The sequence below is a fragment of the Anaerospora sp. genome (assembly GCF_032013335.1).
Taxonomy (GTDB): domain Bacteria; phylum Bacillota; class Negativicutes; order Sporomusales; family DSM-15969; genus Anaerospora.
In genome coordinates this window covers 20,985-33,311 of record NZ_DALZUO010000017.1, presented here as the reverse complement: position 1 = coordinate 33,311, position 12,327 = coordinate 20,985, and the positions used below count along the sequence as shown (strand labels likewise).

11 protein-coding genes are annotated in these 12,327 nt (G+C 47.9%); 2 read left to right on the top strand and 9 right to left on the bottom strand.

Going from position 1 to position 12,327, the window contains the following annotated elements:
* A partial coding sequence (locus RTR76_RS13770) for a YadA C-terminal domain-containing protein (protein ID WP_312521617.1) occupies positions 1-918 on the top strand: 918 nt, incomplete at its 5' end.
* A gap of 156 nt (positions 919-1,074) precedes the next feature.
* On the opposite strand, the gene lipA is transcribed toward RTR76_RS13770, so the two are convergent.
* The 3 genes from lipA to RTR76_RS13755 form a co-directional block, all read right to left on the bottom strand.
* Complete coding sequence (gene lipA, locus RTR76_RS13765) at positions 1,075-1,974, bottom strand: lipoyl synthase (protein WP_312521615.1); 900 nt, start codon at positions 1,972-1,974, stop codon at positions 1,075-1,077.
* 135 nt (positions 1,975-2,109) lie between these two features.
* Positions 2,110-2,613: a DUF134 domain-containing protein gene (locus RTR76_RS13760; RefSeq protein WP_312521613.1), complete on the bottom strand. Its 504-nt coding sequence runs from the start codon at positions 2,611-2,613 to the stop codon at positions 2,110-2,112.
* 82 nt (positions 2,614-2,695) lie between these two features.
* Positions 2,696-3,436 (bottom strand): MBL fold metallo-hydrolase, encoded by a 741-nt coding sequence (locus RTR76_RS13755; protein ID WP_312521611.1) that lies wholly within the window; start codon positions 3,434-3,436, stop codon positions 2,696-2,698.
* A gap of 158 nt (positions 3,437-3,594) precedes the next feature.
* On the opposite strand from RTR76_RS13755, the gene RTR76_RS13750 reads away from it, so the two are divergent.
* A complete protein-coding gene (locus tag RTR76_RS13750; protein WP_312521609.1) occupies positions 3,595-3,924 on the top strand; it encodes a YnfA family protein in 330 nt (109 codons plus the stop codon).
* A 624-nt stretch (positions 3,925-4,548) separates the two neighbouring features.
* Here RTR76_RS13750 and rpoN read toward each other — a convergent pair.
* From rpoN to scfB, 6 genes are read right to left on the bottom strand one after another with little or no spacing between them, the layout of a single operon-like run.
* Positions 4,549-5,943, bottom strand: coding sequence for an RNA polymerase factor sigma-54 (gene rpoN / locus RTR76_RS13745; protein WP_312521607.1), 1,395 nt, complete (start codon positions 5,941-5,943; stop codon positions 4,549-4,551).
* Between the two features lie 30 nt (positions 5,944-5,973).
* Entirely contained in the window at positions 5,974-6,981 is a 1,008-nt protein-coding gene (hypE, locus tag RTR76_RS13740; protein WP_312521697.1) for a hydrogenase expression/formation protein HypE, read from the bottom strand.
* A 2-nt stretch (positions 6,982-6,983) separates the two neighbouring features.
* Positions 6,984-8,081 carry a hydrogenase formation protein HypD gene (gene hypD, locus RTR76_RS13735; protein WP_312521605.1) on the bottom strand — a complete coding sequence of 366 codons (1,098 nt, stop codon included), beginning with the start codon at positions 8,079-8,081 and terminating at the stop codon, positions 6,984-6,986.
* Complete coding sequence (locus RTR76_RS13730) at positions 8,068-8,292, bottom strand: HypC/HybG/HupF family hydrogenase formation chaperone (RefSeq protein WP_312521604.1); 225 nt, start codon at positions 8,290-8,292, stop codon at positions 8,068-8,070. Before RTR76_RS13730 ends, hypD begins: the two co-directional genes overlap by 14 nt.
* Positions 8,293-8,307: 15 nt before the next feature.
* Positions 8,308-10,575, bottom strand: a complete 2,268-nt coding sequence (gene hypF / locus RTR76_RS13725) for a carbamoyltransferase HypF (protein WP_312521602.1) — start codon at positions 10,573-10,575, stop codon at positions 8,308-8,310.
* A 16-nt stretch (positions 10,576-10,591) separates the two neighbouring features.
* Positions 10,592-11,971: a thioether cross-link-forming SCIFF peptide maturase gene (gene scfB / locus RTR76_RS13720; protein WP_312521600.1), complete on the bottom strand. Its 1,380-nt coding sequence runs from the start codon at positions 11,969-11,971 to the stop codon at positions 10,592-10,594.
* Positions 11,972-12,327: the final 356 nt, after the last annotated feature.

Here is a 12,327-nt window from a genome sequence, read left to right as displayed (position 1 = left end):
GCTGCTGCTGTCTCAGTTGGTGCCGCTGCCGTTTCCGTCGGCGCTGCCGCCGTATCGGTCGATGCTGCTGCTGACTCCAAAGCTTCTGCTGCTAGTGCTGCTACTTCAGAGGCTAATGCAGCAAACTCGGCTAGTCAGGCTGCTTCCTCTGCTGGCAAAGCTGCCACCTCTGAAGCTAACGCCAAAGCTTCTGAAACCAACGCTAAAAAATCTGAACTAGCGGCTAAAGGTGCTGCTGCTGTCTCAGTTGGTGCCGCTGCCGTTTCCGTCGGCGCTGCCGCCGTATCGGTCGATGCTGCTGCTGACTCCAAAGCTTCTGCTGCTAGTGCTGCTACTTCAGAGGCTAATGCCAAAACTTCCGAAAATAACGCAGGTAACTCGGCTAATCAAGCTGCTTCCTCTGCATCCAGTGCTAAAGGCTCCTCTGATGAGGCTAAAAAATCCGAAGTTCTAGCCAAAAGTTATGCGGATCAATCCAAAATTGATTATAATAACCTTTCTTCAAGAGTTGATAAAGTTGGCGCTCTAGCTTCAGCGTTTTCGGCTCTAGCTCCTATGGACTATGATGCCAATGAACCTACCCAGCTTTCTGTTGGTATTGGTAACTATGGTGGTGAAACAGCTTTTGCTGCCGGTGTCTATCATTATGTAAAAAATGATGTTTTGTTGAATGCCGCCATCTCTATTTGTGGCAGTGAAACGGCAGGCCGTGTTGGCGCAACCTGGAAAATAGGACACAGCAGCTCCGCTAAAGCAAGCACAGCTAAAACCAGCAATACAGCAGCTATCACCAGCAATTCCAGTACTCCCCTATTAACAGCTCCCCAAAGCGATGTGAATCCGGCTGTCGCTGAAGCGGCTCCAGTCAGCAAAGAAATCACTTCCCCGGTAGCTTCAGTAGATGACAGTGCCGCATAAAAATTAAGCAGTTACAAAAAGGTAGTTTTTAAATAAAACGATAGGAAGAAGAATAGTTTTCTTCTTCCTATCGTTTTACATTTTTACCATAGAAATTTGAGTTCTACATAGAGCACCGGTTACACAGCATCTACAACAAGACCTGGCACTCGTTCGCTACCGTAAGAGCTGCATTTCCTGGTAAAACTCACCTGCGTGATACGAGCTGCGCACAAGCGGCCCTGCGGCTACGCTGGCAAAGCCCATTTGCTTTGCCTCCTGCGCTAATTGGTCAAATTCATCCGGTGTAACATACCGCTGTACAGGATAATGGCGCATAGTTGGTGCCAGATATTGGCCGATTGTCACCATTTCCACACCTGCCGCCCGCAAGTCACTCAGCAATTGCCTGATTTCCTGCTGCTCCTCACCTAATCCCACCATGAACCCCGTCTTTATCACCGTACCAGCAGTAGCATGACTAGCCGCATAGTTGAGCACTGTCAGCGATCGGTTGTACTCGGCTCCTGGACGTACTGCAGCATACAGGCGAGGTACCATTTCCACATTGTGGGCAAAAAGTTCCGGTTCTGCTGCCAGTACAGCAGCAACCGCCTGCACATTTCCCTGAAAATCAGAGGTAAGTACTTCTACTGCCGGCGGTTGAGGCAAAGTCCGCAGCTCAGCTATGACGGCTGCAAAGTGACCTGCACCTCCATCAGGTAAGTCATCACGGGTAACTGCTGTTACTACCACATGCTTCAAACCCATATTACCGGCGGCTGCTTTTACCCTGCAAGGCTCATCGGCATCTATCGCTGCAGGGATGCCATGGTCCACTGCACAAAATGCACAATTTCGCGTGCATGAATTACCAAGAATTAAAAAAGTAGCCGTTCCATGCGAAAAACAGCTGCCCTGATTAGGGCACCTGGCTCCTTGGCAAACCGTATGCAATTGATGATGCTCCACTTGTTCCGCTGTATGTCTGTGTAAGGAGCCATTGCCATGCTGCTTAGCCTGCCTTACCATTTGTCTTAGCCAAACCGGCACAGGCAGGCGCTTTTGTTGCGTCATAACTACCTCCAGCAAATACTGAACAGTGATTATCTTATCTCTATTATGCCAGCAAAGCCTACTAACTGGCAATGCAAAGAAAAAAGGGGACAGTCCCCTTTTTATAAAAATCAATTACGGCATGCTCCGTATTTATTAATCGTGTTTGTGATGGCCACCGCCACAGCAGCCTGAGCCATGCTTATGGCCAGCCTCGTTATGACCACAGGCTTGCTTGGAGCCGTCTTCTTCTATTCGCATCTTTTTCATGCTGCCACAAGCTGGACACGCCAATTCATAACCATGTTTACCGCCTTCGGTGCAAGGCGGCTCTTCCCACCGTTTGCCACAATCACGGCATTCAAAAGTCCGGTTTTTCATACGATAATTCCCCCCTTGAATTAAGATAGTGCGTCCATCTACCAGAGCGCTGGCAATCTTTAGGCGGGCGGAGCGTAAAATTCGCTGAAAAGTTGCCCGTGACACGGCCATGGCCGCCGCACAATCAACTTGCTCCATATCGCATTGATCTTTTAGACGAATAGCCTCCAGTTCTTCCAAACCAAGTACTACCGCTTCGCCTCTATGTCCGCCCTCAGGAATGAATCCCCGGCAGTCAGGCGCCTCTTCAATTAACCCGCAACAGCGTTGTCTGGGCATAAACCCACCCCTCATTTGAGCATATGCTCAAATCAAGTATAACAAACTGGCAGCAATTTGCAATAGCGCACAGTAAAATTCTTCAAATTTCTATGATCTTACCATCATCGGCATATTCACAGGAAATCCGATCTACATTAGCTAACATATTATCGCTCATATGTGTCAGTATTAAGCGCTTAACCTGTAGTTCGTCCAAATGCTCCATCAGCGTATGATAGTCGAGATGAAACCGCACTTTTTTGTCAAAATAGTAACACTCGGAAATCAGTATATCAGCACCTCTGGCAGCGGTTATCAGGCTGTCCTGCCACTCAGTATCGCCGGTATAGGCAATCACTTTGCCTGCAGCCTCAACCCGTAAGGCTGTAGAAGGGCTGCCACTGGGATGAGATACCGGATAGGAAGTAATATGCAGACTATTAATATCATCAGACCCTCCGGCCTTTAACTCCCGGATAGTCACTGTGAATTTTTGTTCTGTCTTAGAAGAGCCGGGAAACAATACTTCCATCGCATTGAGAACACGCTGCTTTATTCCTATCGGCCCGACAATGGTAAGCGGTGCTGTCCGTTTGCTTATCATCTGCGCATCTAATATAAAAAACGGAATTCCACTGAAATGATCACCATGCAAATGTGAAATAAAAATAGTGCTAATTTCATTGGGTTTAATCTGATACTTACGCATAGCGATTTGGGATGATGCTCCACAGTCAAGCAAAAACTTGTCTTCTCCCTGATCAACCAGAATACAGGTCTGCAAGCGCCCACCGCTACCAAAAGCATCGCCACTTCCTAAGAATGTAATTTTTATTCCCATCTCCCCGTCCTCCTTCAGCTATGTTAAGTATACCCTTTTAGCATACAGCATTTTCCGTTTTTTTCAAACAGCATAACTAACACCTCGATCTTTCATCACTTTATTGACGGAAAAAAATATTTGTTTTATGCTGAGCTTAGCGATTGGAGTGAATTTCAATGGAAACAATTAAATCATTATTTTACTTTGTGACTGCCGGTATTCTGGAGATTGGCGGGGGGTATCTGATCTGGTTATGGCTGCGAGAAGGAAAAAGCTTATGGTACGCTCTCTTTGGAGCGGTAATTCTCGTTTTATACGGTATCATCCCCACTCTGCAGCCAGCGAATTTCGGACGTGTCTATGCTGCCTATGGGGGAATTTTTATTGTTTTATCCCTGCTCTGGGGCTGGAAAGTGGATCAGGTGCTGCCGGACCGGTTTGATATTATCGGTGGGGTGATCTCCTTGGCAGGAGTGCTGGTTATTATGTATTGGCCGCGGGGCTAACAGCAAAATAAGTCTGTCTTTTATTGGCAGGACGTGTAAAGGAAAAAGCACGGTTGTTACTTTTGTCATCGCCACAAAAGTAACCAAAAAGTCTAAGCCTAGTCTTCCAAAATACTTGGGAAACGGCCAGCTTACTAAAATCCGGGAAACTCGCTAACGCTCAAACAGAACGGATTTCTTAACGTAAGCTGGCCGTTTCCCACCTTCGGACCGTATTTTTCCAGAAAGGCCGAAGAAGAAAGAGAAACGTGTGGCACGGGGACGGTTCCAGTGACACAAAAATATCTACAGCTAAGATCCTTATTCTCCGTTCTTTTGTTCCTTGTTTTCGCCTCCTGCGACCCTTACAAAAATTGCCGTCCCGCAGGGTGGCAGCAGATCGGCCTTGCGACCAGGAAGACCAACTGTTTGAGCGAAGCGAGTTTTGGTCTTTCCGCAAGGTCGGTCTGCTGCCAAGGCCATTTTTGTACAGGTCTTGATTTTTTGGTACTTTTGCATCAAGGCAAAAGTACATTATCGGATATAACCTGTTTTATGGAATGCATTCAATACTAAGCATAGCTTAAATTTCTTATCATGCAGAAAAGCGACCTACCTTAATTAGGCAGGTCGCTTACTCATTTTCTAATATCTCTTTCGCTTCGAAGAAGCCGCAATTCCCAGCTCTTCCCGGTATTTCGCAACTGTTCGCCGGGAGACGGTAACACCTCGCTCGGCAAAAATATCGGTCAGTGCCTGATCGCTGTAGGGCTGAGAGGGATCTTCTTTTGTTATCATTTCTTTGAGTTCCCGTTTAATCCGTCCTGCCGCCACGTCTGGCCCATCAGCATTTTGTACAGCAGCAGTGAAGAAGGTTCTGAGACTAAACAGGCCATGAGGCGTTTGTACATATTTATTGGCAGTGGCCCGGCTGACTGTTGATTCATGAATGCCAACCTGGTCCGCCACTTTTTTCATCGTAAGCGGTGCCAAGTAATTGGGACCGTTATCAAAAAAATCCTTTTGCATTAATACTATCGCTTCCATCACATTATACAATGTGCGGCGTCTTTGCTCGATACTTTTAATCAGCCAAACAGCAGCCTGAATACGTCCTTCGACGTATTTCTTTGCCTCTGTATCGGCTTCACGCACAACATGCCGGTAATAGGGATTAATCGTAAGATTCGGTGTATCATTATCATTAATAATAACGACATAGCTGCCGTTCACTTTTTCTACCGTTATGTCGGGTATGACATATTGGGACTGGCCACCGCCAAAAGAACAACCCGGTTTAGGATCAAAGGTCCGGATCATATCCATAGCCTGTTGAACAGCCCGCGGAGTACAGTCCAGCTTATCGGCAATATTTTTCAATTTGCCCGCAGCGATGTCATCCAAATAGTTTTCGATGACGGCATACACGATGGGATCAGTAATGCCCTGCTGTTTAGCCTGAATTAAGAGGCATTCACGAAGATTGCGTGCGCCTACTCCGGGAGGATCAAAGGTTTGAATAAGGTCTAGTACAGCTGCCACCATCTCTAGCGGCTCATTTAAAGCCTCGGCTGCCTCTTCCACCGTTACGCGTAAATACCCGTTAGCATCTATACAGCCCACAAGATACTCACCTGCCAGGCGAGGGATGCTGCTCAATACGGCCATATGCAGTTGAAATTCAAGATGCTCCTGCAAGGTTATCGAGTTGGAAACTAAAGCTTCAAAGGTAGTTTGTTCTGATCGTTCGACAGGGGTATACTCTTTATAATTAGGTCCATCAAAATACTCGGCCCAGTCCAGGTACCGGTCTACTTCTTCTGCGGTTACAGCAGGTGTTTCACCTTGAGCTTCCGCTTCCGCCGGTTTGGCTTCAACTGGTTCCGACAGTTCCAGGACAGGATTATCAAGTAATTCTTTTTCAACCATCTCGGCTAACTCCATAGAGGAAAGCTGCAAGATGGCAATAGCCTGACATAGTTGGGGAGTCATAACCAGCTTCTGATGTAATTCCTGTTTAAGACCAAAATCCATGTGCATGCTGCTTTCCCTCCTTAGCCGAGTGGTAACCTAACATATACGGGGCAGTTGATCACCTGCCAGCATATCCAGCAGGCGTATACCGCCAATAACCGTTTGCAAGCCGACTTGTCCGGCAGGCCGAGCGGCAACCGAACCGATTAACCGGCCATGGGCACCATAAGGGTGATTTGCCATAACTTCCACTATCTTTTCACGGTGACAGGAATCAGCAATCACGATCACTTTTCCCTCATTTGCCAAATATAACGGGTCAAGGCCTAATATATCGCAGACAGCCTGTACTTCCGGCCTCACGGGAAGAGCTGTTTCCTCTACCAGGATGCCGACGTTAGCCTGCAAAGCAATCTCGTTCAGTGTTGTTGCCACGCCACCCCGGGTTGGGTCGCGCAGCAGGGCAATATCCGGAATGGCCGTCAGCAGTTCCCGGACAAGACCCGTTAACGGTGCACAATCGCTAAGCACTTCGGCCGGCAAAGTCAAACCATGCCTTTGCCCCATAACAGCGATTGAGTGATCTCCGATATAGCCATTAATAAAAACATCCTGCCCTGGTTTAACCCGTCCGGGAGTGATATTGACTCCTTCCGGAATAAAGCCCACTCCTGAAGTATTGATATACAGGCCGTCAACTGCGCCTTTTTCCACAACTTTAGTGTCACCGGTTACAATTGTCACTCCTGCTTCTAGTGCTGCCTGCTGCATAGAAGCAACAACTTGCCGCAGTTCAGCAACCGGAAATCCTTCTTCTATGATAAAGCCGGCACTTAAGTACCGCGGTATTGCCCCATTCATCGCTACATCATTAACTGTGCCGCAGACAGCAAGTTTGCCAATGTCACCACCAGGAAAAAACCGTGGTTTAACAACATATGAATCGGTAGAAAACGCCATTCTTAAGCCATCAACCGGTACTTGGGCACCATCATGCAGCAAAGCCAGCGCAGGATTGTTAAAGGCAGGCAGCATAATGTGCTGTACTAGATCATGGCTCAGTTTCCCGCCACTTCCATGGGCCAGCTGGATATATTCACTCATCCTCATAACTGAAACCTCCCGGCTCCGTACTTATACCAGGCAGCACAAGTTCCTTCAACAGAAACCATACAAGCACCCACAGGATGTTCCGGTGTGCAAAACGTGCCGAACATGCCGCACTCACCAGGCTTGATACTCCCTTTTAACACTTCCCCACAGCGGCAGCCTCTGTGCTCCTGCAGCGGCTCTGCTTCAACCGGCAGAGTATGCAAGGCATCGAAGTGCCGATAGCCGTCATTCACGGCAAGCCCTGAATGAGGAATCATACCAATTCCCCGCCAGTTACTGTCTACTATACAGTATACTTTGTCCAGTACCGTACGGGCAACACGATTACCATCCGGGCGGACAATGTGTCGGTACTGATTTTCCAGTTGTGAGGTCCCTTCATGAAGCTGCTTAACCAAATGATAAATTGCCTGCAAAATCTCAAGTGCCTCAAAACCGCCTATTACAGCAGGAGTCTGATAATCGCTAATGAGAAACTGATAAGGCTGCTCACCGATGACTGCACTTACATGACCGGGCAATAAAAAGCCGTCTATTCTGGTCGTCCCGTCCTCCAGCAGTGCCTGTAATGCCGGTGGAACCAGCTTATGCGAGGCTAATACAAAAAAATTATCGATCCGGGCCTGCTCAGCCGCCAGTATAGTGGCAGCTGCTGTCGGCGCGGTTGTTTCAAAGCCAACTGCCAGGAAAACGATGCGCTTATCGGCATTGGCTTTAGCCACTTCCAGGCTTTCCAGCGGAGAATAGACAATACGAATATCCGCTCCCCTGGCTTTCTCCAACTGTAAAGTGGATGTCGAACCGGGAACCCGCAGCATATCACCAAAGGTGGTAATAATCACATCCTGCCTGCGGCTGTAGGCGACAGCCCGATCCAGGTAATCGTTGGGAGTAACACAGACAGGACAGCCGGGCCCACTGACCAGCTCAACGTGTTCCGGCAGTAACTGCCGGATACCGGTTCTGAATATAGCTACCGTATGAGATCCGCAAACTTCCATAATCCGAATCGGACGAGTCGCGAGTCTTCCTATCTCATTACTAAAGAATCGAGCAGTCAGACGGAGTTCTTCAGCACTAAGCTTCTTCATACAGCTTCAGTTCCCTAAAAAGGTCCAAAGTCTTCAGTGCTTCCGCTTCATCAATCAGTTGGATGGCAAATCCGGCATGGACCAGCACCCATTCTCCCTGCACAGCATTAGGCAGCAGCATCAGGCTGACCTGTCGAGTCACACCGCTAAGTTCAATAGTGGCCAGCATATCTTGTTTATCAACTATTTTTGCTGGTACGGCTAAACACACGCTAACCACCTCATTTTACTTCTCCCAGCCCGCCGCCTTATGGGCAGCAATAACTGCCTGGCCAAGCGCTAAACCGCCGTCATTTGGTGGGACATTGCGGTGAACATACACAGAAAAGGAATCTTTTTCCAACATTCTGAAGATTTGTTTTAACAAAGTCATATTTTGAAAAACGCCGCCACTACATATTACTTTTGTAATGCCTGTATTGCGGCTGATCTGCTGCACCATTTTTACTGCCCCATGGGCCACCGTCAAATGGAAGGACGCAGCCAGGTATTCACGGGAGGCACCGTTGCGCAAACCTTGCGTTATAGCGTGGAAAGCAGGCATAAAATCAAGTATCGCCGGCCTTCCCTGAGAAAACTGGTAGGGCAGCAGTTCGCCAGTTATCCCTTGTGCAGCTAATTCCAGTTCAACAGCAGCCTGACCTTCATAATGAATAACCTGCCGGATTCCAAGTATGGCTGCTGCCGTATCAAACAAGCGTCCCATACTGGAGGCAAGCGGAGAATTCACTCCCTTGTCCGCGGCTTGCATGGCCAACTGCCAATTCACCGGCAATTGCTTGGTACAGGCAATACCAAGCTCCTTCATCTGTTCTCCGTAAAGCGACCTAAGCACCCAGGCAGCCATTCGCCATGGCTCAGTAATTGCTTTTTCTCCACCTGGCAGCGGCATGTACCGGCAATGTCCCTCGCGGCTAAATTGGCTTAAGTCGGCGACGAGAAACTCGCCTCCCCACAGATGACCATCCGTACCATACCCCGTACCATCAAATGCAACTCCAATTACCGGCTCGTTTAAACCATGTTCAGCCATTACGGCGGCAATGTGAGCGTGATGATGCTGTACACCGATGTGGGGCAGCGGCAATTGCAGTGCATACCGCGTTGCCATATAGTCCGGATGCAGATCGTAGGCCACTAACTGAGGCTCAATAGAAAAAAGTCGTTTAAAATGCTCAATTGATTCCTTATAATACGTAAAAGTTTGGCTATTCGCCAAATCACCAATATGAGGTCCAAGAAAAGCCTGCTTGCCTCTTGTCAGACAAAAGCTGTTTTTTAGTTCGCCTCCCACTGCCAGCAGCGGCGGCATTACCCAGGCAACTTCAAGCGGAGACGGAACATATCCGCGACTGCGTCGAAGCATATAGGCTGTATTGTCAAATACACGCAGTACAGAATCATCGGCCCGATTCGCAATTGGCCGGTTATGAACAAGAAAATAGTCGGCAATATCAGCCAGTCTCTCCAATGCATCGGCATCCATATAGACAATTGGTTCATCGCTGGTATTTCCGCTGGTCATAACCCAAACATCCGTGTCAGTAAGCAATACATGATGAATGGGAGCATAGGGCAGCATGACACCCAAGTAAAGATTGGCAGGCGATACGCCCTCCGCTATTAGATGGGAAGTTATTTTAGCTAGCAGTACGACCGGTCTGGCCTGGCTGGTTAGCAGTTCTTCTTCTGACAGTGATACATGACACAACTGACGAACAATTTGTAAACTTCCTGCCATTACAGCCAAAGGCTTATCTGCGCGAAATTTGCGCTCCCTTAGTGCTTGCACCGCCATTTCATTGCAGGCATCACAAGCTAAATGATAGCCGCCAATTCCTTTAATGGCCAAAATATTACCTGCACGAATAAGCTGCCGCGTCTCCTGCACAGCATCACCAGGCAATTCCTTCCCGCTCCTGTCAAGCAAACGGTAAACCGGTCCGCATACCGGACAAGCATTAGGCTGAGCATGAAAACGTCTGTCAGCAGGCTTATCATACTCTTGGTAGCAGAATTTACACATGGTAAAACCTGCCATGGTTGTCATTTCACGGTCATATGGTATGTCCCGGATAATAGTATAACGAGGGCCGCAATTGGTACAATTAGTAAAAGGATACCCATATCGCCGGTCAGCAGAATTTCTGATATCCCCTTCGCACTCGGTGCAAGTCGCTACATCAGGCGAAATCAATACAGTTTTAGCAACAGCGTCATCTGTACTTTGTCGAATAACAAAGCAGTCGTCACCGGACACTGTACACCTGCGCAAAGTAATATCCTGAATAGCAGCAAGTGGCGGCACTTCCAGCCTCAAGGCCAGGATAAACGCCTCCAATGAGGCTTCTTTGCCTTCTACTTCCATTTCCACGCCATTGCTGTTATTCAACACCCAGCCTGTCAACTGAAAACGCCGAGCCAGCTTGTAAACAAACGGGCGAAACCCCACCCCTTGTACAATACCTGTAACCGTAATTCCTAATCGTCTCATACAGCCCTCTTATTTACTAGACAGCCTGCGGTCCATTCCCCGACTTCGCCAAAGCCAAGCTGGCCTGGATCATCAAAGCACATTCAAGACGTTTCTTTTGTAATTCACAACCAACTTCATAGGGCTTATCAATGCAGCCGTGAGTGGCTTCAGCATTGGCATGACAGCCGCCGCTGCAATAAAAACGAGCCCAGCAGGAACGGCATGCTTCTTTGTTCAGCACATGGGCTTGCCGGAATTGACGGGGGATTACAGTGTTTTTAACACCTTCCTCCACGTTGCCCAGCAAATACGCTTCCCGTCCGACAAACTGATGACAGGGATATAAATCCCCCTCAGGAGTTACTGCCAAATACTCATGTCCGGCACCGCAGCCACTTAGTCGTTTAGCCACACAGGGACCTTTATGAATGTCCATATTAAAGTGAAAGAATTCAAACCCATTCCCCGCTAATTTACGCTGGATGTATTCTTCAGCCAGCTTGTCATATTCGGCAAACAACGCCGGTAAATGGTGCTCTTTTATTTCATAATCCATGTCTTTGCCAACTACCGGTTCTACTGACAGCAGGTCAAATCCCGCATCAGCCATAGAGAGTACGTCGGCACAAAAATCAAGATTATGAGCAGTGAAAGTGCCTCTTAGGTAGTAGTTTTGTCCATTGCGGGAATCCACTGTTTTGCGGATATTGGCAAAAGCCTGATCATAACTTCCTTTGCCACCGGCATTAGGACGCATATGATCATGCACTTCCCGTCTGCCGTCCAGACTAAGTACCAGACTAATATTGTTGTCATTCAAAAATTCAATAATATCATCAGTAAGCAAAACGGCATTTGTCGTTAGCGTCAGCTTAAATACCTTGCCCGTTTTCTGTTCCTGCTGCCGTACATACGCTACCGTAGAACGGACAACATCCATGTTAAGCAGCGGCTCACCACCAAAAAAATCAATCTCACAGTGGCGGCGTGTTCCGCTTTGTTCAATGATAAAATCTACGGCCCGCTGCGCTACCTCGGCAGTCATCAAACCACGGCTGTGCCCAAAGTCACCTGTACCGGCGAAACAATAGCCGCAGCGCAGATTACAGTCATGCGCCACATGGAGACAAATGGACTTCACAATAGGCTTCTCGCTGAAAGATAAAGGTACGTCCAACTCAGGAGCAAACAAAAGCTCCTGGTCCATCAACTGCTTCAATTCCTCCAGCGACTCTAAAAGCTCAGCTTCACTATAGTTACAGGAAAGTGCAGCAAGAACTTCCGCTTCATTATCACCGGTAAAGACGTCTAATATATCATACGTCAGTTTATCAATAATATGAATAGTTCCGCTGTTCACATCCAATAAAGTATACAAACCGTTTGAATAAAATTTATGTATTTTGTCGTTCATATTTTCCACCTTTTCTATTGCACCGTTTCTCTTGCAAAAACAGCAAATCAGTCTTCAATAAAGATTAGCAACTAAGAAAAACAAGCCATTCCAAAGATATGGTTCTTTCGTAACCTTTAAGCCTCATACTTGCGAGCGAAGCAATGCAACCCCTCGTCGTCCCCACTTGTCCTTACGCCACTAAGCTGCGGCTGGTGAGAAAGGCCCAGATGCTAGGCGCCGATGTTTCCGGAACCGGAGGCGTACTGGAAGTACGTTGAGGATTCCGTAAACATCGGCAACAACACAGATGGGCCTTTATCGCCAGCCGCAATACAAATTAAGCCCCATGCCGTTAGCATGGGGCTGCTGTCCTT

What these genes read in the sequence shown, in the direction of transcription:
- lipA (WP_312521615.1), bottom strand. Translation starts at nt 1,974, where the DNA reads ATGACGCAACAAAAGCGCCTGCCTGTGCCGGTTTGGCTAAGACAAATG.
- RTR76_RS13760 (WP_312521613.1), bottom strand. Translation starts at nt 2,613, where the DNA reads ATGCCCAGACAACGCTGTTGCGGGTTAATTGAAGAGGCGCCTGACTGC.
- RTR76_RS13755 (WP_312521611.1), bottom strand. Translation starts at nt 3,436, where the DNA reads ATGGGAATAAAAATTACATTCTTAGGAAGTGGCGATGCTTTTGGTAGC.
- RTR76_RS13750 (WP_312521609.1), top strand. Translation starts at nt 3,595, where the DNA reads ATGGAAACAATTAAATCATTATTTTACTTTGTGACTGCCGGTATTCTG.
- rpoN (WP_312521607.1), bottom strand. Translation starts at nt 5,943, where the DNA reads ATGCACATGGATTTTGGTCTTAAACAGGAATTACATCAGAAGCTGGTT.
- hypE (WP_312521697.1), bottom strand. Translation starts at nt 6,981, where the DNA reads ATGAGTGAATATATCCAGCTGGCCCATGGAAGTGGCGGGAAACTGAGC.
- hypD (WP_312521605.1), bottom strand. Translation starts at nt 8,081, where the DNA reads ATGAAGAAGCTTAGTGCTGAAGAACTCCGTCTGACTGCTCGATTCTTT.
- hypF (WP_312521602.1), bottom strand. Translation starts at nt 10,575, where the DNA reads ATGAGACGATTAGGAATTACGGTTACAGGTATTGTACAAGGGGTGGGG.
- scfB (WP_312521600.1), bottom strand. Translation starts at nt 11,971, where the DNA reads ATGAACGACAAAATACATAAATTTTATTCAAACGGTTTGTATACTTTA.